This window comes from Candidatus Methylomirabilota bacterium, assembly GCA_035764725.1.
GTDB lineage: Bacteria > Methylomirabilota > Methylomirabilia > Rokubacteriales > CSP1-6 > DASRWT01.
This window is the reverse complement of the sequence record DASTYT010000099.1, coordinates 1-22,754: the sequence shown is the minus strand read 5'-3', so window position 1 is coordinate 22,754 and position 22,754 is coordinate 1. Positions and strand designations below refer to the sequence as shown.

The following is a 22,754-nucleotide window of genomic DNA, read 5'->3' as shown; positions in this document are numbered from 1 at the left end:
ACACCTCGCTGGGTGGCTGGTCAGTGCCGTCGCTCGGCCATGCGGCGGCGCATGATGCGCTTGGCGCGCTCGAGCTCGGCCCGGCGGCTCGGGGAGAGCCCGCGCCCGCCGCGATTGATGAAGTAGAGGAGCATCTTGTAGCCCGAGCTGATGCCCTTGGGGCTCACGCGCTTCGAGGCGAGGACGCGGGCGACGGTGGCCGCGTCCTTGGTGAAGAGGCCTTTGGGCGGGAAGGTGGAGACGGTCTTGACCGTCTGCACCCACTTCTTGCCGGCCCGCGCGGGCCGTGGCGTCCGCCGCGGATGTCGCGACACCGTGTTCTTGCGCCTGGTCCTCTCGCGCATGCTCGGAGGTCAGGCAAGCGACATGCCACGCATACGCGCCGCGCATGGTTCCCGGCAGGCGGCCAATCGGGGCTCGTGAGGGCGCCCGAGCGAGGGGACGCCTGGAGGACGGGCGCTTCCGACCGGGTAGGACCGCCGCCCGGCGCGGCGGCTACCGCGTCACATTGACGCGGCGGACGACGTCGAGGCGGGCTACAGGTACCGCGTCGGCCAGTTGATGGTCCGCCACATGTGGGCGGACGAGCTCGCGTCGAAGCCCAGGCCTTCCTTGGGCTGCTTGAAGTTCCGCCCGATGATGTCGGTGAACTCCTCGAGCTGCACCGTGACGTTGGGGTCGAAGGAATAGAGGTCGTTCACGGTGATGAGGCGGGAGGTCATGTACCACTTGTGCTCGCGAGCCGCCTGATAGGCCCGGGCGATGTGCGGCTCGGGCTGATAGTCCTCGCCGAAGAGCGTCTTGTAGAGCTCGGGGTACTGGTAGCCAACCGACTCGTCCGGGTAGAACCGGAGCGCCTGGTGGTAGCGGATGGCCCAGGACACCTCCTCGTCCACGTAGGGCTCCACGAGCTGGGCGGCCCAGTAGCCGTGGTCACTCCGGATGAAGCCGGTGATGGCGATGTCGTGGAGGAGGCACGCGACGACGACCTTCTCGGGCGCCCCCGATTTCATCGCGAGCCGCGCACTCTGGAGCATGTGCATGGACGGCCCGAAGCGCAGCCGGTAGAAATCGATGAGCGTGGGCTGGTCCGGCATCTTGGGCAGCCGCGCGTCGTGCCCCATGAGGAAGCGCCGGCCCTTGGCGTCGGGCCGCGGCATCGGTTCTCGGGGATCGCGCTCGCCCGAGGTGTAGATGACCGATTTGACGGCGATCTTGTCCAGCTCCTGACTGAGGGCGTGCTCGGCGGCCTCGGCGCGCTCAAGGGTCGTCATGCGCTCATCATCCGCCCCCCCTCCGCCGCATGTCAAGATTGCCCGGGTGTATGATCCCCGGGGGCGAAGCCCCCAGGGGGAACCATGCGAGTCGAGATCATCTGCACCGGCGACGAGGTGCTGACGGGGAAGATCGTCAATACCAACTTCTCCTACATGAGCCAGAAGCTCGAGGACGTGGGCCTCTCCGTGACATGGGAAACCACGGTGGGCGACGACCGGGAGAGCCTCGTGCGCGCCTTCCTCCTCGCCGCCGAGCGCGCGGACGCGGTGCTCGTCAACGGCGGGCTGGGCCCCACCGTGGACGATTTGTCCCAGGAGATCGCCGCCCAGGCCGCCGGGGTCCCCCTCGTCCTGAACGAGGAGTGGCTGGTCAAGATGGAAGACTTCTTCAAGAAGCGCAGCCGCACGATGCCCCCGAACAACCGGAAGCAGGCCATGCTCCCCGCCACCGCAGAGATCCTCGACAACCCCATCGGGACCGCGTGCGGCTTCGCGCTCGACATCGGCAAGGCGCGCTTCTTCTTCACGCCCGGCGTGCCGCGCGAGCTGCGCCGCATGCTCGAAGAGCAGATCATTCCCCGCCTGCTCGCGCGCAGCGGCGAGCAGACCACGATCGTCCTCAAGCGCTTCCACTCCTACGGGCTCGGCGAATCCCACGTGGACAGCCTCCTCACCGGCGTGGAGACGCTGGTCCCCGACGGCAGCCTCAAGCTGGGCTTCCGCGCCCACTACCCGCAGCTCGAGACCAAGCTCACGGTGCGCGGCGCCGACATGGCCGACGTGCGGCGCAAGCTCGAGCCGGTGGAGCGGGAGATCCGCAAGCGCCTCGGCAACTTCATCCTCGCCGAGGACGACCGCACCATGGAGGGCGTGATCCTGGAGGCGCTCGGCTTGCGCGGGGCCACCTTGGCCCTGGTCGAGACCTTCACGGGCGGCCTCATCGCCTCCCGCCTCGCGCCTCAGGTCGGCGCCGAGAAGATCGTCACCCGCGGCATCGTGTCCCGCGACCTCGCCCAGGTGCGGGCCGCGGTGGGGCTGGACGGCCCCGCCCCCGCGGAGATCACGCCCGCCCTCGCCGAGGAGGTCGCCGCCGCGGCCCAGCGCCTCTGCGGCGCCACCCACGCCCTCGCCGTGCTCGTGGACCTCGACGACGGGCCCGACCGCATCGAGTTCGGCGGCACCATCAATCTCGCCATCGCCAGTGCGGACGGCATCAAGTCGCGCCGTAGCCGCATCCTCGGCGGCCGCGAGTGGGTGCGGCTCGGGGCCACCGAGCTCGGTATGGACTGCCTGCGGCGATATCTCCAGAGCCTGCCGGTGGTCGAGCGCATCGACTTCGAGAAGACGTGAGGGCGCCATGAAGACCCTGATCGAGCACGGCTGGGTGGTGGCGTGGAACGGGAGCACCCACGAGGTCCACGAGGGGGGCCACGTGCTGTTCGAGGGGGACACGATCGTCCACGCGGGCGCCGCCTACGCGGGCCCCGTGGACGCGCGCATCTCGGCCCGCGGCCAGCTCGTCTCCCCCGGCTTCATCAACACGCACGTGCACACCGCGGGCGGAGGCGGCGACTACCTCCTGCTCGACATGGCCAAGAACGACTACCGCACGTCCAACTACATGGCCTTCGCGGCGCCGCTCAAGGGCGCGATGAAGCCGCCGTCCCCCGAGGCGACGGCCGCGCTCCGCGCCTACACCTTCCTCCACTCGCTCAAGCAGGGCACCACCACGGTGATCGACGTGGGCGGCCTCCGCGGCGACTGGGACGGCTACGCGCGGCTGGTGGACGATCTCGGCCTGCGCGTCTACGCGAGCCCGCCCTTCCGCGACCGCGATACCTTCATGGATGCCAAGGGCCGCCTCGTCTACGACGAGGACGTGGCAGTCGGGAAGCAGCGGCTGCAGGAGGCGGTGGACTTCGTGCGCAAGTTCGACGGCAGCGCGGGCGGCCGGCTCAAGGGGCTGCTCAACGCGGCCCAGGTGGAAACCTGCACGGAGTCGCTGCTCCGCGCCGGCAAGGACGCCGCGCGGGAGCTCAACGCGCCCATCCACACCCACGCCGGCGGCAACCTGATCGAGTTCGAGCGCATCATGGCCGAGCACCGGAAGACCCCGGTGCAGTTCCTCGCCGACATCGGTTTCCTCGACGAGCGCACGCTCCTGGGCCACGCCGTCTTCACCACCGCGCATCCGTGGCCCACGTATCCCTTCGGCGACGATCTCAAGACACTCGCCCAGACCGGCGCCACGGTCGGCCACTGCCCGTACAAGTACGCGAAGATGGCGATGACGCTCCACTCTCTGCCCCGCTACCTCGAGGCGGGCGTCACCGTCGCGATCGGCACCGACACCTATCCGATGGACATGGTGTCGGAGCTTCGCTGGGCATCCATCCTCGCCAAGATCACCGACGCGAACTATCAGGTCGGGCTCGCCCGCGACGTCTTCAACGCGGCCACAATAGGCGGAACGCGTTTCATCAATAGGAATGACCTCGGGCGGCTGGCGCCCGGCGCCAAGGCCGACATCCTCCTCATCGATCTCGACCGTCTCGGCGGCCCGATCTACGCCGATCCCATCAAGGCGCTGGTGGACGCGGGCACGGGCCGCGACATCCACACCGTGATCGTGGACGGCCAGGTGCTCGTCGAGGGGGGACGCCTCAAGCGCGCCGACGAGGAGCAGGTGCTCACCAAAGCGCGGGAGGCCACGCGGCACTACTGGGAGCAGGTGCCGCGCTGGCGCTGGGACGGCGCCAGCGTGGACCGGATCATTCCCCCCGCCTTCCCGATCAAGCGGGCGACGTAGCGCGCGGCTAGGCGTCCTCGAAGGGATAGAGCGGCCGCCGCCGCTTCCGATACGTGAAGAGGCGGAGATCGCTCGACGTGCAGCCGTCGCCGTCGCAGAGCACGATGTGGCGCGCGATGGGCTCGAAGCCGGCGCGGAAGTGCTGGCGGGACTTGATCAGCACGTAGCGCTTCCGCCGCGGATCGATCCCGCAGTGGGTGAACACCCCGAGGTCGAAGGGCTCGCTGCGCCGCTCCGAGACCACGATCTGGAGGGCGCCGGTGTCGAGCACGGCGGTGCGGCCCATGCGCACGCGCGTGCCGGTGGCCATGGGCCCGGTGACCACGAACTCTCCGTCGGTGATCCGTGCGACCTTGCCGGTGACGGTGTGAGGCTTGCCCGGCAGGTTGATCTGCGGCATGTCGATGTTGCCGCCCAGCGGGAGGGTCACGCTCGCCGCGGTGCCTGCGGCGAGGATGCGCGCCACCGCGGCGGGATCGCAGATGGGCCCCGCCGCCACGTCGGTCAGTCCCTGACGCTCCACCTCGGCGATCACGCTCATCACGTCCTGCGTCCCGCCGGACGCGGTGTTGTCCCCGTGGTCCACCAGGATGATGGGTCCCTCGCCGAGTGTCTTCGCGTGGGCGATCTGGTTGGCGAGCGGGGCGCCCTGGTAGAGGAAGTCCCTCCGCTTGGCCCAGGCCATCTCGAGCAGGCGGTCGAGGAGGACGCGCCCCGCGTCGGCCTGGCCGTCGCACACCATCACGCCCGAGCACGAGATGTGCGGGACGTCGGCATGGGGGAAGCCGCCGAACACGGAGGCGTTCAGGACGGTGCCGCGCGTCTCCGCGGCGATGGCGAGGTCCATGATCTCCTTCATGGGCAGGCGTGACGGCGCGTGGACGAGCGTGCTCGTCATCATCGGCCGCGTGCCCCACACCATCACCGGGCGCACCTCGCCGTCGAGGGCGCGGAGCAGCGTGCGCCCCGCGCGCTCCGCCGTCTCCGCCATGTCCACGTGGGGATAGGTGCGGTAGCCCGTCACCACGGTGGCGTGCTCGATCATGGGCGCGGTCATGTGGGCGTGGAAGTCCAGCCCCACGGCGATGGGCAGCCGCGGCGCGACCATCCGGATACGACGGAGGAGCTCGCCCTCGCCGTCGTCCAGGTGCTCGGCCACCATCGCGCCGTGTAGCGCGAGGAAGGCGGCGTCGCAGCCGCCGCGGATGGCGCCCACGATGGCGTCGGCCATGTCTTCGTAGGCGCCCTTCTCCACGTAGCCGGAGGGGTGCGCGCCTGCCGCCACCGGCACCACGATCTCCGCCCCCGCCTTGCGCGCGACCCCGAGGAAGCCGCCGAGCTGGGTGTTCGTGTCGGTGAACTCGGCGATGGCGGCCTCGCCGGCCAGCGGGCGAAAGGACGACAGCGGGGTGGGCACCGGCGAGAAGGTGTTGGTCTCGTGCATCATCATCGCGACGACGAGCTTGCGGCGGGCCATGGGCGCTCCTCCGCCGAGAGTGTAAACGAAGTCGCGGTCCCCGAACACGCCGTTGGGGTATGGTCGTCGGGTGCGGGGGCCCTCCGGCTGGCAGCGCAATGTCTGGGCACTGTCGCTGTCCGTCTTCATCGCCTTCGTTGGGTTCCAGTTCTTCTCGCCGTTCCTGCCCCTCTACGTGCGCGAGCTGGGCGTCACCGATCCCTCGGCGATCGCGCTCTGGTCGGGCGTGCTCGCCGCCGTCACCCCCACCGTGTCCGGGCTCCTCGCGCCGCTGTTCGGCCGTCTCGCCGACCGCTTCGGCCGCAAGATGATGCTGATCCGCTCGCTCGCCGGCTTCACCGTGATCATCGCGGCGATGGGGCTCGTCACCTCCGTGTGGCAGCTCTTCGCCGCGCGCTTCCTCCAGGGCCTCTTCGCCGGCTTCACCCCGATGGCCATGGCGGTCGCGAGCGTGTCGGCGCCGCGCGAGAAGGTGGCGACGGCCATCGCCCGCGTGCAGGGCGCCCAGCTCCTGAGCGTGGCGGTCGGCCCCGCCATCGGGGGGTTCGCCGCCACTCATCTCGGCATCCGCCCCGCGTTCTACGTGACCGCCATCCTCTGCGCGGTGTCGCTGGTCGCGCTGATCTTCCTCTTCCAGGAGCAGCGCGCGGCGCCCACGGGGGACGCGGCGGCGCGCCCACGCTCCGCGCCGCTGCGCGAGTTCCTGGGGCAGGCGCACTTCCTGCCCGTGATGGGGTTGCTCGTGATCGCTCAATTCATCGATCGCGGCCTCGCCCTCGTCATCCCGCTGCAGGTGACCCACATGACCGAGATCGCCGCGCCCGCCGCCACCTCCGGCATCATCATCTCCGCCGCCGCGGTGGGCGCCACGATTTCCGCGAGCCTCGCCGCGCGGCTCTCCGCGGCGGTGCCGGCAGGGCAGCTCCTGTTCATCCAGCTGCTCGCGGGTGGAATCTTTTGTTCAGCAATGGCGCTGGCCGGCGGCTGGGTGAGCCTCCTCGTGCTGCGCGTGCTGGTGGCGCTCTGCCTCGGCGGCGCGCTCACGCTCGCCTACGCGCTGGGCGGGATGATCGTGGCCCCCGAGGCGCGCGGCGCCGCCTTCGGCTGGCTCGCGATGGGCGTGCAGATCGGCACCGCGGCGAGCCCGCTCCTCACCGGCGCGCTCGCCGCCGCCACGATCCGCGGCGCTTACCTCCTCGACGGGGCTCTGTCCTGGCTGGGCGCCCTCATCCTGCTCGGCGCCGCGCGCGACCTCATGCGGCGGCGCGAGCGGCCGGAGGGCTAGCGGGACGCGGGCGCGGCGGGCAGCTGGTCCGAGCGGAAGATCAGCTCGCTCGCGGAGGCGCCCGACTCGACGCGGGCCACGAGCGCGTCGGGATCGAAGGGCTCGCCGATCGGATTGGCCTTGAAGGCCTCACCGCGCAGGAAGTCGTTGGCCGCCTCCGGCGCGAGCAGGTCGATCTGGAACTCGAGCTGATTGCCGTCGGGATCGCGGTAGTAGAGCGACAGCGTCGGCCCGTGGCGGATCGGCCGGTAGGGCAGGATGCCGTCGGCCTTCAGGCGCCTGTAGAGGTCGATCAGCTCGCCGAGGTTCCGCCACGTGTAGGCGAGGTGATTCACGCCCACCTGATTGGGCGCGCGGGGCGGCAGGTCCGCGGGGGCGGGGCCCAGGTTCACGAACGCGAAGCGGTGATGCTCGTCGTCGTAGGTGAGGAAGGCGAGCCGCTCGCCGCGATGCTGCACGCGCGCTTCGAAGACCCGCACGTACCAGGCGATCATCTCCTCGTACCGGTGCGTGTTGAAGACGACGTGGGCGAACTTGCTGGGCGACGCCATGGACTACTCCCCCTCAGTCAACGCAGGACGATCTCGGCGATGCGCGTGAGCTCCGCCGCCATGTCGGCGTCGGTCTTCTGGGTGGCCGGCCGGATGACCACGCGCGACGCGCCGGCCTCGAAGTGCCGTCGCACCAGGTCACGATCGGCGGGCTGGCCGTGCGCGGTGATGGTGATCGACGCTGGGTCGCGCCCCGCGTCGCGCGCGAGCCGATCGAGCTCCGCGCGACCCGCGCGCACGATGTCGGGCCCCACCGCCGTCGGCAGCCAGCCGTCACCCCACGCCACGACCCTCTTGAACACGTTGGCGGCGCCGCCACCCAGAATGACGGGCGGATGCGGCTTCTGCGCGGGCTTGGGATAGGAGCGCACCCGAGGGAAGTCGTAGTACTTGCCGTGGAACTCGGCCTCCGGCTTGATCCAGAGCTCCTTCATCGCCAGGACCGACTCGCGCGTCTGGGTCCAGCGATGGTCGAAGTCGCCGCCCATGATCTCGGTCTCTTCGCGCAGCCATCCCGCCCCGATGCCGAAGAGGAAGCGGCCGCCGCTGAAGTGATCGAGCGTCGAGACTTCCTTGGCGAGCAGCAACGGGTGACGCTCGGGCACGAGCACGATGCTGGTGCCGAGCTTGATGCGCGTGGTCGCTCCCGAGGCGCGCGCCAGGGCCACGAAGGGATCCACGAAGTGGGAGTAGGTCTCGGGGATCACGCCGTCGGGGGAGCCGGGGAAGCGGCTCTTCGCGTGCACGGGGATGAACGGGTGCTCCGCGCACCAGAACGACTCGAAGCCGAGGGCCTCGGCCTTGGCCGCCATGGCGCCCACGTCGACGAGATACGCCGGGAGCGGAACCGAGACGCCGATGTTCATCAGAACGCCACGGGCAGCGTGGTGAGCCCGCGCAGGGTCAGGCTCTGCCGGTGCTGAGGTAGCGCGGCCAGCGCGAGCTTCGGCTGCCGCTTGAGCAAGGTATTGATGGCGATCTGCCCCTCGACGCGGGCCAGCGGGGCGCCGATGCAGAAGTGGATGCCCCAGCCGAACGCGATGTGCCGGTTATCGGTGCGCCCGAGGTCGAGCCGGTCCGGGTCGGGGAACTGCCTGGGGTCGCGGTCGGCGGCGCCGATGAAGGGCATCACCATCTCGCCCTTGCCGATGGTCTTGCCGCCGAAGGTGACGTCCTCGCTGGGGATGCGCGCCGTGCGCTGCACCGGCCCGTCGAAGCGCAGCAGCTCCTCGACCGCGGTGGTGATGAGGCCCGGATCCTCCTGGAGCCGCTTCCGCTGCTCGGGGTGACGCAGGAGAGCCAGCGTGCCGTTGCCGATCAGGTTCACCGTGGTCTCGTGCCCGGCCACCAGGAGGAGGATGCAGGTGGCGAGCAGCTCGTCCTCGGTGAGCTTGTCGCCCGCTTCCTCCGCGGCGATGAGCCCCGACAGCATGTCGTCCCGGGGGGCGGCGCGGCGCTCGGCGATCAGCTCGCGGAAGTAGGCCGCGAGGGCGTGCCGCGCGTGCATGCTCCGCTCCGCCACCGGCGAGTCCGTCGGCAGCAGGATGGCGTCGAGGCCGCGCGCGATGTCGAGGCCCCAGCCCTTGAAGCGCTCGTGGTCCGCCACCGGCACGCCCAGCATCTCGCAGATCACGATGACGGGCAGCGGATAGGCGAACTGCTCGATCAGGTCCATGCCCGGCTCGCCCTCGACCTTGTCCAGGAGGCGGTTCACGATGCCCTGGATGTGCGGGCGGAGCTGCTCGATGACCCGGGGCGTGAACGCCTTGCTCACGAGCCCGCGCAGGCGCGTGTGGTCGGGCGGATCGCGGTCCAGCATGGAAAGGCCCATCCCCGTGGGCGGCGCCGGCAGCCCGAAGCGCGCGGCCACGAAGGCGGCGATGGGCTCCTTGACCATGCGGGGATCCCTCAGCGAACTGACGACGTCCTCGTAGCGCGTGAGCACCCAGAAGCCCAGCGGGCTCTGGTGCACCGGGTCCTCCTCGCGCAGACGGCGGTAAGTCGGATATGGATCCTCCACGAACTCCGGGGCCATGGGGTTGAACGCGAAATCACTCATACGCTAGACGCCGAAGGCCTCCGCGAAGCGCTTGTAGGGTTCGAGAGGATCGCCGAACTTCACGTGCCCGGCGGTGTGATGCGCGCAGGCGAGGAGCAGCGTGTCCTTGTCGTGCGCGCGCGTATGGCCGTAGTCCTCCAGGAGGCAGAGGCCGATCTCCTGGTTGTGCGGGTCATTGCCTTCCTTGACCGCGGCGAGGGCGAGGGTCTGGACCAGCGGCCCGCGGTCGTGGCCGGCCGCGAGGTAGGCGCGCGTCCATGCCACGCTCTCGTCCGTCTTGAGCGCCATCTGCGCTGCGTCCAGACGCTCGAGGATCTGCGCCGCCGCCAGCGCGCCCGCGCCCGCCGGCGCCGGCGCGTCGTTCGGGGCATTGCCCGGCGTGTCGCGCACCCAGCCCGCGGCCTGATGGACGAACGAGCCCGCCACGTAGAGCAGCTTGGTGCGATGCGGATGCTCGAAGGTGTCGAAGAACCACCCCATCGTGTTCACGTACTCGTAGCTGTGTTGCGGCATCGAGAAATTGTCGGGCAGCCCGGCGGTCAGGATGACCCGCGCGGAGGCGATCTGGATGGTGTCGAGGATGTGCCGCGGCGCCTTGCCGGCGAGGAGCAGCGCGGTGAGCGTCTCGATCCAGGCCTTCTCCGACGGCCCCATGACGGCGGCAATCAGCTCCTCGGACTCGGCGGGCGAAAGGGGCGCGTCGTTGGCCAGCAAACGCTGCTCCACCACGCGGCCCGGCGACGGCTCCATCGACGACTTGGGCCGCGCCTCGGGCTCGGCCAGCTGCGTCCACGCGACCTGGCAGGCCATCTCGTAGGCGGAGTGCCAGCGCGGACCCACCGCCATGTCGGGCACGCCCGCATAGAGCACGTCGTGGGCATCGTCCCAGCCGACGGAGTCGCCCAGCTCCACAGTGGCGCGGGCGCGATAGGACTTGTGGCCGGTGGTGTACGACCGGTTCAGGAACACGCGGTCCTGCACATCGATGAGTCCCGCGAAGACGAGGTGGGCGAGCAACTCGCGCCGGCGCTCGCGCTCCTCGAAGAGCCCGAGGAACACGCGATACGCCGTCAGCACCTCGCCCCGCTGCACGAGCGTGAGCCAGTGATTGAGCCGTTCGGCGAACGGGCCCTCGAGCCGGAGCGGCTCCTGGTCGGCCCAGTGCCGCTCGGGCGCCACCACCGGGCGGTTCGGATCGGGCTTGTAGGCGCGGCGCCCGTAGTGACCGGGCGCGCGTCCCAGGAGCTGATTCCAGGGGTCGAGTCCCGTGGGCACGTACCAGATCGTCTGCGCCATGGGCAGGTAGCGGTGCGACGCGGGCAGATAGGCGGGCAGGCGCACGCTGGTGCGCGAGCTGAGCAGGCAGTGGTCGTTGTTGACGAAACGCACGAACCCGTTGTCGATACGCTGGTGATACGGCACGTGCGTGTAGGGGGCGTGGATGCGAACCGTCTCGCGGACGATCTCGGTGAGGGGCCGCTCCGCGCGCACGAGATCGTAGAAGACCTGGCTGGCCCCGACCTGATCGCGGGCGAGGATGCGCTCCTCGAGCTTGGCGTACAGCGCGGCATCCTTCGCAATCACGGCCATGGGTCGGATCCTCCTTCGCTACCGGGTCACTACCACGGCGGCGGCGTTCCCGCGGGCAGCGGGATCTCCGCCACGTTCAGCACCATCGAGACCAGCGTGTAGTAGCCGCTCACGCCGATCAAATCCACCACGCCCTGTTCGCCCAGCAACGTTCTCGCGCGCTCGAACAACGCATCATCCACGAAGTGCCGGCGATGCAGGGTCGTGCAGAAGTCGTAGACCAGCGCCTCGTCCTCTTTCATGCCGTCCGGCCGCTGGCCCTTCGCCACCGCGTCCGCGATGGCCTCGGCGAGGCCGGCCTTCACCGCGAGGGGCCGGTGGGCGAACCACTCGTACTTCGACTCCCAGAAGCGGGCGTTGATGATGATGGCGAACTCGTTGAGGCGGGCCGGCAGCGAGGAATGAAAGCGCAGGTGCTCGCCCAGCTTCTGCACGCGATCGGCCAGCTCGGGGCTCCGCAGCAGCACGGCGAAGGGGCCGCGGACGCCGCCCCGGGGCCCGGAGGCGATGGCCGCCGCCACGCGCTGCTGGCCCTCCGTCATCCGGTCGGGGGAAAGGTCCGGGAAGCGGGACATGGCGGCATTCTACCTGTCGCGATGTCCCTGGCCAATGGGGGGGTTCGATCCCACGGCGGCTCGGCCTCTGGGGCGAGGGGCTGGACGAGACACGCCGGCCCGTGCACCATGAGAGCGCCATGCGCGCCGCCGTCATGCGAGACCGCAAGATCCTCGTGGCCGACCTCCCCGTTCCCGACCCTGGACCGGGTGAGGTGCTGGTGAAGACCCTGGCCTGCGGCATCTGCGGCTCGGACCTTCACGCCCTGAAGCACGCGGATCGGTTCGTGGAAAACGCGCGCCGGGTCGGCAGCCGCTTCGTGATGGACCTCGGCCGTGACGTGGTGATGGGGCACGAGTTCTGCGCGGAGCTGGTGGCCTTCGGACCGGACACGGAGAAGCGCCTGCCGCTCGGCGCGCGCGTCTGCTCCGTGCCCGGGCTGATCCGCGCCGACGGCGTCCGCACGGTGGGCTACTCCAACGAGACGCCGGGCGGCTACGCCCAGTACATGCGCCTCACCGAGTCGCGTCTCTTGCCCGTGCCCGAGGGCCTGACGACGGACCACGCGGCGCTCACCGAGCCCATGGCGGTGGGGCTCCACGCGGTGAACATGGCGAGGCTCACGCCGGACGACGCGCCACTCGTGATCGGCTGCGGCCCGGTGGGCCTGGCGGTGATCGCGGCGCTGCGCCTCGCCGAGGCGCGGCCCATCGTGGCCGCCGACTTCTCGCCGCGCCGCCGCGCGCTCGCCGAGGCCCTCGGCGCGGATGTGGTCGTGGATCCCGCGAAGGACACGCCGTGGACGCGCTGGGCGGAGGTGGCCGCCTGGCGCGATCCCGCCCGCGCGCCGGTGCTCCCGCCCTGGATCCCCGGCCCCGCGCGGCGGCCCGCGGTGGTCTTCGAGTGCGTCGGGGTCCCCGGCGTGCTCGATCAGCTCATGGGCGCAGCGCCGAAGGGGACCCGCATCGTCGTGGTGGGCGTGTGCATGGAGCCCGACACCATTCATCCCATGCTCGGCATCAGCAAGGAGCTGGCCTTCCAGTTCGTCTTGGGCTACACCGCGGACGAGTTTGAGCAGACGCTCGCCCACATCGCCGCAGGCACCATCCCCACCGCACCGCTCATCACCGGGCACGTGGGGCTGGACGGTGTGGCCGGCGCCTTCGCCGAGCTCGCCTCGCCGGAGCGGCACGCCAAGATCATCGTGGAGCCCTGGCGCGCCTGACATCCCGCCGAAGGGAAGGCGCTATACTGGACGCACCCATGGCGTACAACGCGTGGTTCTCCTGCATCAATGGCTGCCCCGGGGAATACGACCTCCGGGAGGTTATCTACCGTTGCCCGACCTGCGGCGACCTCCTCGAGGTGCAGCACGACATGGAGGCGCTGAAGTCGCGCTCCGCCGCGGCCTGGATCCAGCTCTTCGACGACCGCTATCGCCGCAACGCCTATCCCTACGGCTCCGGCGTGTGGGGCAAGAAGGAATGGGTGGTGCCCTTCCTCGACAACGAGAACATCGTGTCGATGTACGAGGGCAGCTCGAACCTCCTGTGGGCGGACCGGTACGGCAAGAGCCTCCGGGTCGAAGACCTCTGGGTGAAGCAGTGCGGGAACTCGCACACCGGGTCCTTCAAGGATCTCGGCATGACCGTGCTCGTCTCGGTCGTGAAGCAGATGATCGCGGGCGGCGTGCCCATCGACGCGGTGGCGTGCGCCTCCACCGGCGACACCTCCGCCGCGCTCGGCGCCTACTGCGCCTTCGCCGGGATCCCCTCGGTCGTGCTGCTCCCCAAGGACAAGGTGTCGATCGCCCAGCTCGTGCAGCCGCTCGCCAACGGCTCGCTGGTGCTCTCGCTGGACACCGACTTCGACGGTTGCATGACGATCGTTCAGGAGATCACCAAGGAGAAGCGGATCTACCTCGCCAACTCGATGAACAGCCTCCGCATCGAGGGGCAGAAGACGGTGGCCATCGAGATCGTGCAGCAGTTCGACTGGGAGGTGCCGGACTGGATCATCATCCCGGGCGGCAATCTCGGAAACGTGCACGCGCTGGGCCAGGGGTTCGTGATGATGCAGGAGCTGGGGCTGGTGAACAAGCTGCCGCGCATCTGCCTCGCCCAGGCCGAGCGCGCCAATCCCCTCTATCGGTCCTTCCAGAACGACTTCAAGACGTTCGAGCCCATCGCCGCCCAGTCCACGCTGGCCATGGCCATCCAGATCGGCAACCCGGTCTCGGTCAAGCGCGCCATCCGTACGCTGCAGCGGTTCAACGGCGTGGTCGAGCAGGCGTCGGAGCAGGAGCTGGCGGATGAGGCGGCGCGCGCTGACCGCACCGGCATGTTCAACTGCCCGCACACCGGCGTGGCCCTCGCGGCGCTCCGCAAGCTGGTGGACAAGAAGGTGATCCGCTCCAGCGAGCGTGTCGTCGTCATCTCCACCGCCAACGGGCTCAAGTTCGCCGACCAGAAGGCCGCCTATCACATGGGCGAGCTGGCCGGCATCAAGCCTACCCACCGGAATAAGCCCGTGGAGCTGCCCGCCGATCCCAAGCGGGTGGCGCGGGCCATCGCGCGCCACGTCGAGAAGGCGCGGCTGCTGGTGTCCTGATGCCCGACCCCGTCGAGCCGCCGCAGAAGCCGCTGGGGCCCAGCACGCTGTCCGTGCACGGCGGCGAGCCCCGGCCCAAGCCCGCCAACTCGCTCGCCACTCCCATCATCCAGACCGCCACCTTCACCTTCGCCAACACCCAGGAGCTGAAGGACCACTTCGACGGCAAGATCGAGCGCGTCGAGTATGGGCGCTACGGCAACCCCACGCAGAAGATCGCCGAGGCCAAGCTCGCGGCGCTGGAGGGCGCGGGCGACTGCCTGCTCTTCTCGAGCGGCATGGCCGCCATGACCACCGCGCTCTTCGCCATGCTCTCGCGGGGGACCCACGCGGTGGTGACGGATGACAGCTACCGGCGCACGCGGCAGTTCCTCAACCAGACGCTCGCGCGCTATGGCATCGAGGTGTCCACGGTGCCCGCGGGCGACTACGAGGCGCTGGAGGACGCCATCCGCCCGACGACCCGGGTGCTGCTGAGCGAGTCGCCGACCAATCCCTACAACCGCGTGCTGGACCTCGAGCGCTTCGCCGCCATCGGGCGCAAGCACCGCGTCAAGACGGTGATCGACGCGACGTTCGCCACGCCATACAACGTGCGGCCGCTCGAGTGGGGCGTGGACCTCGTGATGCACTCGGCCACCAAGTATCTCGGCGGCCACAACGACCTCCTCGCCGGCGCCATCCTGGGCTCGCGGGATCTGGTGGGCGCGGTGCGCTCGCTGCAGGGCATCACCGGCGCCATCGTCGATCCCTTCGCCGCCTACCTCCTGGTCCGCGGCATCAAGACCTTCGCGCTGCGCATCGAGCGCCAGAACGCCAACGCCCAGACGGTCGCGGAATTCCTCGCCGGGCATCCGAAGGTCGCCGCCGTCCACTACCCCGGCCTGCCCAGCCACCGCGAGCACGCGGTGGCCAAGCGGCAGATGCGCGGCTACGGCGGCGTGGTGTCCTTCGAGGTGAAGGGCGATCTGGACGCGGCGTCGCGCGTGGTCGACGCCTGCCGGATCCCCCACCTCGCGGTGTCGCTCGGTGGCGTGGAGACGCTCATCGAGCAGCCCGCCATCATGAGCTTCTACGAGCTCACCACCGAGGAGCGCCTGGAGATCGGGATCAAGGACAACCTGATCCGCTACTCCGTGGGCATCGAGGACGCCGACGACCTGGTCGCCGACCTCGCGCAGGCCCTCGACCGCGCCTTCGCGGGCGTCTAGCCTCACGACGGCGAAACGCTCGCCCACACCCTGTCCGCCGTGATCATCGAGGAACCGGCGCGAGGGCAAGTTCCCCCGGCGTGGTTCTGGGCATTGCCGGGGATCGAACGTATTCGCGCCCTCAGCCTCGGTCAGCTGCCGTCCCCTCCACTCACGCGCCTCTTGGGGATCCGTCCGGCGCATGTGGGACCGGGCTCCGGAACCTGGATCATGCCGGCCACGGGATGGCTGGGGCTGGCCTCGGGGGAGCTGGAGATTTCCATCCTCACCGAAGCCGCCGTCACCGGCGCCGCCACGACCACGCTGGCGCCCGGACTGGACGCGGAGCCCATCACACTGGCGCTCAATTACTTCCGGCCGGCCCGTGTTCAACCCGGCAACCTGCTCGTCCGCGCACGCGTGGCGAACGCAAGCCGGTTCTTCATCGCCGTGGAAGTCGAGATCGAGGATCCGCAGGGTCGCCGAGTCGCCCAGGGCAGCAGCCAGTGCGAGATACGAGCGGTCGAGCCCCCGCCGCCGCCCCCGCCCGAGGTGCTCCGCCCGGTGGAGGAGGCGGCCTACGCGACTCCCGATCCGTATCTGAGGGCGGTGAAGGGCGAGGTCACGTCGACGGACGGCCGAGACAACCTCGCGCTGCTCGACGCCTACCTCGAGGGTCGGTTGATCCCGCCCTTCTCCGAGCTGATCGGGGTCCGCGTCGAATCAAAGACGGAGCAGAGCCTGACGATGAGCATGCCCGCGAGTGAGTGGCTGTGCGGGTTCTCACGCTCGATCGCGCCGGGGGCGATCGCGGCGCTGGCGAACACGGCGACGCTGACCACCGCCTGGAGGCTCCTGCAGCCCGGCCAGTCGTTCGTCGGTCTGACGCATTCGAACTACCTATTTCGCGCGCTGCCCGCCGACGGTAGGCGGCTGCGCGCGGAGGTCACCGGGCGGCTCCGCGATCGCAATCTGGTGACCGCCGACGTGCAGCTCTACGACGCCGCTGGGGCGCTCGCCGCCTCCGCGCAGGGGACCGGCCAGATCATCGACGAGTCCCGGCGACAGCGGCGCAAGTCGGCCGAGTCCAAACGCGTTCTCGCGACCCTGCTGTTCACCGACATCGTCGGGTCCACCGAGCGCGCCGCGAATCTGGGCGATGCGCGCTGGCGTGCGCTGCTCGCCGAGCATCGTAGTGACGTGCGGAGTCACATCCTCCGCTGCGAGGGCGTCGAGATCGACACCGCGGGCGATGGGTTCTTCGTGCGCTTCGACTCGCCCGCCCGCGCGCTGGAGTGCGCCCGTGGCGTGCGCGACAGCGTGAAGCGTCTCGGAGTCGACGTACGCGTCGGTGTCCACACCGGCGAGTGCGAGCTGCAGGGGCGCTCGCTCACGGGGCTCGCCGTGCACATCGGCGCCCGCATCCAGGCGCAAGCGGCGCCGGGCGAGATTCTCGTCTCCGGCACCGTGAAGGATCTCGCGATCGGGTCGGGTCTGCGCTTCCAGGATCGCGGCCTTCACGCGCTCAAGGGCGTTCCCGGCGAGTGGCCGCTGTTCGCGCTCGGAGCGGAGTGAGGAGGCTCGCCGCGGCAGGCGACGGCTACCCTTTCCCGTCGAGGATGTGGCGGTCGGGCACGACGGCGAAGAGCTCGCCTTCCAGCACCGGCTGGCCCGCGCGCCGCACCGTCACCTTCACCCAGCGCTTCTTACCTTCCTGCCGATCGACGACGGCCTCGGCTTCCACGCGGTCGCCGACCACCACGGGACCGAGGAACTTCAGCGTGGCGCCGGCCAGCACCACGGTGGGCTCGTTCACCGCCAGCATCGCCGCGTAGTCCGCCAGGCCGAAAGTGAAGCCGCCGTGGGCGAGGCCGCGGCCGTCGGCGGCCATCTCGGCGCTCACCTCCAGGGCCACGCGGGCCCGGCCCTCCGAAATCGCGAGCGGCGTTCCGCACAGATGCGCGGCGATCTTCTCGTGGGTGCGCTGTTCCATGCCGTCCTCCCGCACCCGAGTGTACGCGAATGCGGACGGCCCGCGCATTGACCCCCATCGCATGCCCCCGTAGAATCGCTCTCGTCCGAGCGGTGCCCGTCCAACCTCCCGAAAGGACTGGTCATGGCCACGATCACGGGATCCGAGGTGCTGGCGCAGTCCCTGCGCTCGCAGGGTGTCGACACGATGTTCTACCTGATGGGCGGGCCCATGCTGGAGACCGAGGCCGCCTGCATCAAGCTCGGCATCCGCGCCATCGACACGCGCCACGAGCAGGCGGCCGCCCTGGCCGCGCACGCGTGGACGCGCGTCACCCGCCGGCCTGGCGTGGCCATGGCGTGCTCGGGCCCGGGCGCCATCAACCTCGCGACCGGCGTGGCCAATGCCTGGACCGACTGCGCGCCGCTGGTCGCCATCGGCGGCTCGAGCCCGCGCGTGTTCCTCGGGATGGAGGCCTTCCAGGAGGTGGACCAGGTCGCGCTCATGAAGCCCATCACCAAGTGGACGGAGCGCATCTACGACGCCAAGCGCATTCCCGAGATCGTGGACACCGCCTTCCGCCAGGCCACCACGGGCCGGCCGGGCCCGGTGTACATCGACATGCCCGGCGACATCCTCGGCGAGAAGGTCGAGGAGGAGCAGATGCGCTATCCCGGCCCATGGAAGCCGGCGCCGCGCACGCTCGGCGACCCCGGCGCCATCCGCGAGGCGGTGGCGCTCCTGGCCAAGGCCGAGCGCCCGGTGGTCATCGCGGGCAGCGGGGTGTGGTGGTCGGATGGCGCCGCCGCGCTCCAGGCCTTCGTGGAGGCGGCCGGCATCCCCTTCTACACCACGCCGATCTCGCGCGGCCTCATCCCCGAGGATCACGCGCTCGCATTCCTGAACGCGCGGAGCAAGGCGTTCACCGAGGCGGATGTGGTGCTGGTCGTGGGCACGCGCTTCAACTGGATGATCCAGTTCGGCCGGCCGCCGCGCTTCGGCCCCGACCTCAAGGTCATTCACGTGGACATCAACCCCACGCAGCTCGGCCACAACCGCGCCGTCGACGTGCCGATCGCGGGCGACGCCCGGGCGGTGCTGGAGCAGCTCGGCGCGGAAGCCGAGGGCAAGCTCTCGCCCAAGCGCTACGCCGCCTGGACGGGCAAGCTCCGGACGCTGGATGCCGAGAAGGGCGCCGAGCAGGACAAGGCGATGTCGGTGGAGCAGACGCCGATTCACCCCCTGCGCCTCTGCAAGGAGGTGCGCGACTTCATGCGGCGCGACGGCCTCCTGGTGGTGGACGGCCAGGAGATCCTCAACTACGGCCGTCAGGCCATCCCCACCTACACCGCGGGACATCGCCTGAACTCTGGAGCCTTTGGAACGATGGGCGTCGGCCTGCCCTTCGGGGTGGGCGCGAAGGTGGCCAAGCCCGACACCCAGGTGCTGGTGCTGCACGGCGACGGCTCCTACGGCATCAACGCCATGGAGATCGACACGGCGGTGCGCCACAAGATCCCGGTGGTGGTGGTCATCAGCAACAACGGCGGCTGGACGGCGGACGCGCCGTGGACGCGGCCGCTCCCCAAGCCCGGGCGCAACCTTGGCCACACGCGCTATGACCGCGTGGCGCAGGAGCTGGGTGCGCACGGCGAGTTCGTCGAGAAGCCCCACGACATCCGCCCCGCGCTGGAGCGCGCCTTCGCCTCCGGCAAGCCCGCGGTGGTCAACGTGATCACGGACTCGAAGGCGCGCGCCCAGACCGTGCGCTTCTCGGCGTACACGACGTAAGGCGCGGAGGCCCGCCATGTCCAGAGCCCTCGACGGGATCCGCGTGCTCGACCTCACTCAGTACGAGGCGGGCCCCTCCTGCACCCAGATGCTCGCGTGGCTGGGCGCGGAGGTCATCAAGATCGAGCCGCCCGACGGCGAGCCCGGCCGGACCGCGCTCTCCGACAAGCGTGGTGAAGACGCGTGGTTCTTCCTGCTGCTGAACTCGTGCAAGAAGGCGGTGACGCTGAACCTCAAGTCGCCCCGCGGCCGCGCCATGTTCGAGGAGATGGCCAAGAGCGCCGACGTGGTGGTGGAGAATCTCGGCCCCGGCTCCATGGACCGCCTGGGCCTCGGCTACGAGGCGCTCCGGAAGCTGAATCCCCGCATCATCAGCGTCTCCGTGAAGGGCTTCGGCGCGGGCGGGCCCTACGAGAGCTACAAGAGCTTCGAGTGGATCGCCCAGGCGATGGCGGGCGCCATGAGTATGACCGGCTCACCCGACGGCCCACCCACCAAGGCTATCGGCGGCCTCGCCGACACCGGCGCGGGTCTCCACGCCGCCATCGGCATCCTCGCCGCCATCATCCAGCGCCAGGCCACCGGCGTTGGCCAGCAGATCGAGGTGGCCCAGCAGGACGCGGTGGTGAACCTCCTGCGCATCCACCTGCGGGAGTCCTACGCCAGCGGCAAGCCGGCACGGCGTCAGGGGAACCGCTCGGCCACCGCCGCGCCGTCGAACCTCTATCGCTGCAAGGGCGGCGGGCCCGACGACTATGTGTTCATCCACGTGGCCACCGTCGAGATGTGGAAGACCTTGTGCCGCATCGTGGGCCGGCCCGAGCTCGGCTCCGACCCGCGCTACGCCGACCGACGCGACCGCGTCGCGTTCATCGACGAGCTGGACGCCATGATCGAGGCGTGGACCAAGGACCGGAACAAGCATGAGGTGCTCGAGATCCTCGCCGGCCAGGGCATCCCCTGCGGCGCCGTGCTCGACTCCACCGAGGTGCTCGCCGACAAGCATCTGCGCGCCCGCGGCTTCATCACCGACCTCGAGCACCCGCGCCGCGGCCCCTACCCCATGCCCGGCAACCCGGTGCGCATGTCCGAGTCGCCCACCGAGGTGACACGGGCGCCGCTGCTCGGCGAGCACAACGCGGAGATCTACGGCAAGCACCTGGGTCTCGACACCGCGGAGCTGGACACGCTGCGCCGCGACGGCGTCATCTGAGGAAAACACATGAGAATAGACCGCCTCGACATCTACCGCGTGCGCATCCCCACCGCGATCAACTTCCGTACGTCGTACGGTGATCATCTCGCCACCGACACCATCCTGACGCGCATGGAGAGCGGCGGCCTCCACGGCTGGGGCGAGTCTTGCCCGCCGTGGTTCCCCGGCTACTCCTCCGAGTACACCGCCGCCGCCTTTCTCACCGTGCGCGAGCTCATGGCGCCCAAGGTCATCGGCCAGCAGGTGGACTCCGCGGAGGCCCTGCTCGAGCGCCTCGCGGACGTGAAGGGCAATCAGTTCGCGCGCGCCGCGCTCGAGATCGCCTGGTGGGTGCTGGAGGCCAAGCGCCTGGGCGTGCCGCTCCACGAGGCCCTCGGGGGCAAGGGCGACCGCGTGAAGGTGGGCGCGGACTTCGGCGTGCAGGACACCCTGGACGAGCTGATGGCGAAGGTCCAGGGCGCGATCGACGCCGGCTTCCCGCGCATCAAGCTCAAGTTCCGCCCGGGCTGGGACGTGAAGATGGTGGACGCGGTGCGGGCGACCTTCCCCGACCACACCTTCCACATCGACTGCAACGCCGCCTACACCATCGCAGATGCGCCGCTGTTCCGCTCGCTCGACCGTTACCGCCTCGCCATGATCGAGCAGCCGCTCCAGGACGACGGCGCGAGCCTCGTCAACCACGCCGCGCTCCAGAAGCAGATCGAGACGCCGGTGTGCCTGGACGAGAGCGCGCAGAGCCTCGCCCACGTGCGCGCGGCCATCGCGCTGGGCGCCTGCCGTGTGATCAACATCAAGATGGCGCGCGTGGGCGGGCTCGCCGCCTCGCGGGACATCCAGGCCCTCTGCGCCGAGCACGGCATCCCCTGCTGGGTGGGCGGCATGCTGGAGAGCGGCGTGGGCGGCCAGATCTGTGCGGAGCTGGCGACCCTGCCGAACTTCACCTATCCCGGCGACATCTTCCCGTCCTCGTACTTCTACACGAACGACCTCGGCAAGCCCGAGATCGTGCTGAGCGGGCGGGGCGAGGTGGCGACCTCGACGGTGCCGGGCATCGCGCAGGAGCCGGATCCCGATCTCCTCGCGCGGTGGACGGTGGACCACGCGACGTATCGCGCCTAGCTCGAGACCTCGCCCGCGTCAGTGACGACCGCCGGGGCGTCCACCTTCTCCGCGCTGCGCGGGCGAAACTACCTCCACTACTGGCTCGGGCTCGTCTGTTACGTGCTCGGCCACCGGGCGGAGTACGTCACCTTCGCCTGGATCGTCTGGGAGGTGACGCGCGATCCGCTCGCGCTCGCCTATCTCGGCCTGGCCCAGGGCGTGCCGCTGGTCGTGTTCCAGCTCTTCGGCGGCGTCCTGGCCGACCGTGTCAATCGCCTCCGGCTGCTCATCGTCACCCAGATCCTCACCGCCCTCACGCTGAGCGTCGCCCTCGCGCTCACCGTGCTGGGCGGAGCGCGGCTCGGCGCGCTCCTCACCCTGGCCGTGCTGAGCAACATCTTCCGCGCCTTCGACGAGCCGAGCCGCATGTCCCTGGTCCCGTCGCTGATCGACCGCGCTCGGCTGGCGAATGCGATCGCGCTCGGCTCCATCCCCTGGCAGGCCGGGCGCATGATCGGGCCGTCCATCACCGGCCTCCTCATCGCCGCCTTCGGCGGGTGGGTGGGCTTCGCCATGGCCGCCGCGGGCTCCTTCGCGGCACTCGCCCTGTACAGCCGCATCAGACTGGAGGTCGCGCCCCGCACCCCCGACGGGCAGCGGGTGCTGCGCCAGTTCGCGGCGGGGCTCAGCTTCGTCGCCGGCAACATGATCTTCGCGAGCTTGATCGGGCTGTCACTCTTCAACAGCCTGTTCGCGATGTCCTATCTCACCCTGCTGCCCATCTTCGCCGACACCTACTTCGGCATGGGGCCCACCGGCTATGGTCTCCTGCAGGCTGCGCACGGGATCGGCGCGCTCTCCGCCACCTTCACGGTGGCGACGGTCGCGCAACGTATCACGCGCCGCGGGCCGTGGCTCTTCGCGGGCGCCGCCGCGCTCGGCTTCGTCCTCATGGCCTTCGCCTATGCGCCGCACATCCGCATGGCGTGGCCGCTCCTGGTGCTGGTGGGCTTCTGCAACACGTTCTACCTCACCCAGACCAGCACCTATCTCCAGCAGCGCGTGCCCGACCATCTCCGCGGGCGGGTGATGAGCCTCTACTCGCTCTGCTGGAACCTCATGCCGCTGGGAGGCCTGCTCGCGGGTGTGTTGGCCGCGCTGGTCGACGCGCGCTTCGCGGTGCTGGTGGGCGGCGGGATGGTCGCGGCGAACGCGCTCCTTCTGCTGGCGTCCCCGCGGCTGCGGGCGATCCGTTAGGCGCGCTTCAG

At 70.1% G+C, this 22,754-nt stretch carries 20 protein-coding genes; 11 read left to right on the top strand and 9 right to left on the bottom strand.

Annotated elements, in window-relative coordinates; genetic code table 11:
• Positions 1 to 20: 20 nt before the first annotated feature.
• Entirely contained in the window at positions 21 to 314 is a 294-nt protein-coding gene (locus tag VFX14_15950; GenBank protein HEU5191179.1) for a DUF3175 domain-containing protein, read from the bottom strand.
• Positions 315 to 536: 222 nt separating this feature from the next.
• Positions 537 to 1,274, bottom strand: a complete 738-nt coding sequence (locus VFX14_15945; GenBank protein HEU5191178.1) for an HD domain-containing protein — start codon at positions 1,272 to 1,274, stop codon at positions 537 to 539.
• An 84-nt stretch (positions 1,275 to 1,358) separates the two neighbouring features.
• Between VFX14_15945 and VFX14_15940 the strand changes: the two genes are divergently transcribed.
• Complete coding sequence (locus VFX14_15940; protein ID HEU5191177.1) at positions 1,359 to 2,627, top strand: CinA family nicotinamide mononucleotide deamidase-related protein; 1,269 nt, start codon at positions 1,359 to 1,361, stop codon at positions 2,625 to 2,627.
• Between the two features lie 7 nt (positions 2,628 to 2,634).
• Complete coding sequence (locus tag VFX14_15935; GenBank protein ID HEU5191176.1) at positions 2,635 to 4,086, top strand: amidohydrolase family protein; 1,452 nt, start codon at positions 2,635 to 2,637, stop codon at positions 4,084 to 4,086.
• A 7-nt stretch (positions 4,087 to 4,093) separates the two neighbouring features.
• Here the strand turns inward: VFX14_15935 and VFX14_15930 are convergent, their stop codons facing one another.
• On the bottom strand, positions 4,094 to 5,563 hold the full coding sequence (locus VFX14_15930; protein HEU5191175.1) for a M81 family metallopeptidase: 1,470 nt from the start codon (positions 5,561 to 5,563) through the stop codon (positions 4,094 to 4,096).
• A 70-nt stretch (positions 5,564 to 5,633) separates the two neighbouring features.
• On the opposite strand from VFX14_15930, the gene VFX14_15925 reads away from it, so the two are divergent.
• Positions 5,634 to 6,848, top strand: coding sequence for an MFS transporter (locus VFX14_15925; protein ID HEU5191174.1), 1,215 nt, complete (start codon positions 5,634 to 5,636; stop codon positions 6,846 to 6,848).
• On the opposite strand, the gene VFX14_15920 is transcribed toward VFX14_15925, so the two are convergent.
• Genes VFX14_15920 through VFX14_15900 form a run of 5 tightly spaced genes read right to left on the bottom strand, consistent with a single transcriptional unit; the run spans position 6,845 to position 11,623 of the window.
• On the bottom strand, positions 6,845 to 7,399 hold the full coding sequence (locus VFX14_15920; GenBank protein ID HEU5191173.1) for a VOC family protein: 555 nt from the start codon (positions 7,397 to 7,399) through the stop codon (positions 6,845 to 6,847). The genes VFX14_15925 and VFX14_15920 overlap by 4 nt on opposite strands.
• A gap of 17 nt (positions 7,400 to 7,416) precedes the next feature.
• Entirely contained in the window at positions 7,417 to 8,265 is an 849-nt protein-coding gene (locus VFX14_15915) for an LLM class F420-dependent oxidoreductase (protein HEU5191172.1), read from the bottom strand.
• A complete protein-coding gene (locus VFX14_15910; protein HEU5191171.1) occupies positions 8,265 to 9,458 on the bottom strand; it encodes a cytochrome P450 in 1,194 nt (397 codons plus the stop codon). The genes VFX14_15915 and VFX14_15910 overlap by 1 nt, the downstream gene beginning before the upstream one ends.
• Before the next feature lie 3 nt (positions 9,459 to 9,461).
• Positions 9,462 to 11,048 carry a hypothetical protein gene (locus VFX14_15905; protein HEU5191170.1) on the bottom strand — a complete coding sequence of 529 codons (1,587 nt, stop codon included), beginning with the start codon at positions 11,046 to 11,048 and terminating at the stop codon, positions 9,462 to 9,464.
• Positions 11,049 to 11,077: 29 nt separating this feature from the next.
• Entirely contained in the window at positions 11,078 to 11,623 is a 546-nt protein-coding gene (locus VFX14_15900) for a carboxymuconolactone decarboxylase family protein (protein ID HEU5191169.1), read from the bottom strand.
• Positions 11,624 to 11,742: 119 nt separating this feature from the next.
• Here VFX14_15900 and VFX14_15895 point away from each other — a divergent pair, with 119 nt between their 5' ends.
• From VFX14_15895 to VFX14_15880, 4 genes are all read left to right on the top strand, one after another.
• Positions 11,743 to 12,828: a zinc-binding dehydrogenase gene (locus tag VFX14_15895; protein HEU5191168.1), complete on the top strand. Its 1,086-nt coding sequence runs from the start codon at positions 11,743 to 11,745 to the stop codon at positions 12,826 to 12,828.
• 38 nt (positions 12,829 to 12,866) lie between these two features.
• Positions 12,867 to 14,213, top strand: coding sequence for a threonine synthase (gene thrC / locus VFX14_15890; GenBank protein ID HEU5191167.1), 1,347 nt, complete (start codon positions 12,867 to 12,869; stop codon positions 14,211 to 14,213).
• Complete coding sequence (locus tag VFX14_15885) at positions 14,213 to 15,424, top strand: aminotransferase class I/II-fold pyridoxal phosphate-dependent enzyme (GenBank protein ID HEU5191166.1); 1,212 nt, start codon at positions 14,213 to 14,215, stop codon at positions 15,422 to 15,424. The genes thrC and VFX14_15885 overlap by 1 nt, the downstream gene beginning before the upstream one ends.
• Positions 15,425 to 15,634: 210 nt before the next feature.
• On the top strand, positions 15,635 to 16,978 hold the full coding sequence (locus VFX14_15880; protein ID HEU5191165.1) for an adenylate/guanylate cyclase domain-containing protein: 1,344 nt from the start codon (positions 15,635 to 15,637) through the stop codon (positions 16,976 to 16,978).
• Between the two features lie 25 nt (positions 16,979 to 17,003).
• Here the strand turns inward: VFX14_15880 and VFX14_15875 are convergent, their stop codons facing one another.
• A complete protein-coding gene (locus tag VFX14_15875) occupies positions 17,004 to 17,396 on the bottom strand; it encodes a hotdog domain-containing protein (GenBank protein ID HEU5191164.1) in 393 nt (130 codons plus the stop codon).
• Positions 17,397 to 17,519: 123 nt separating this feature from the next.
• Between VFX14_15875 and VFX14_15870 the strand changes: the two genes are divergently transcribed.
• From VFX14_15870 to VFX14_15855, 4 genes are read left to right on the top strand one after another with little or no spacing between them, the layout of a single operon-like run.
• Entirely contained in the window at positions 17,520 to 19,166 is a 1,647-nt protein-coding gene (locus tag VFX14_15870; protein ID HEU5191163.1) for a thiamine pyrophosphate-binding protein, read from the top strand.
• 16 nt (positions 19,167 to 19,182) lie between these two features.
• Positions 19,183 to 20,379, top strand: coding sequence for a CoA transferase (locus VFX14_15865; protein HEU5191162.1), 1,197 nt, complete (start codon positions 19,183 to 19,185; stop codon positions 20,377 to 20,379).
• A 9-nt stretch (positions 20,380 to 20,388) separates the two neighbouring features.
• Positions 20,389 to 21,504 carry an o-succinylbenzoate synthase gene (menC, locus tag VFX14_15860; protein ID HEU5191161.1) on the top strand — a complete coding sequence of 372 codons (1,116 nt, stop codon included), beginning with the start codon at positions 20,389 to 20,391 and terminating at the stop codon, positions 21,502 to 21,504.
• A 21-nt stretch (positions 21,505 to 21,525) separates the two neighbouring features.
• Positions 21,526 to 22,743: an MFS transporter gene (locus tag VFX14_15855; GenBank protein ID HEU5191160.1), complete on the top strand. Its 1,218-nt coding sequence runs from the start codon at positions 21,526 to 21,528 to the stop codon at positions 22,741 to 22,743.
• Positions 22,744 to 22,754: the final 11 nt, after the last annotated feature.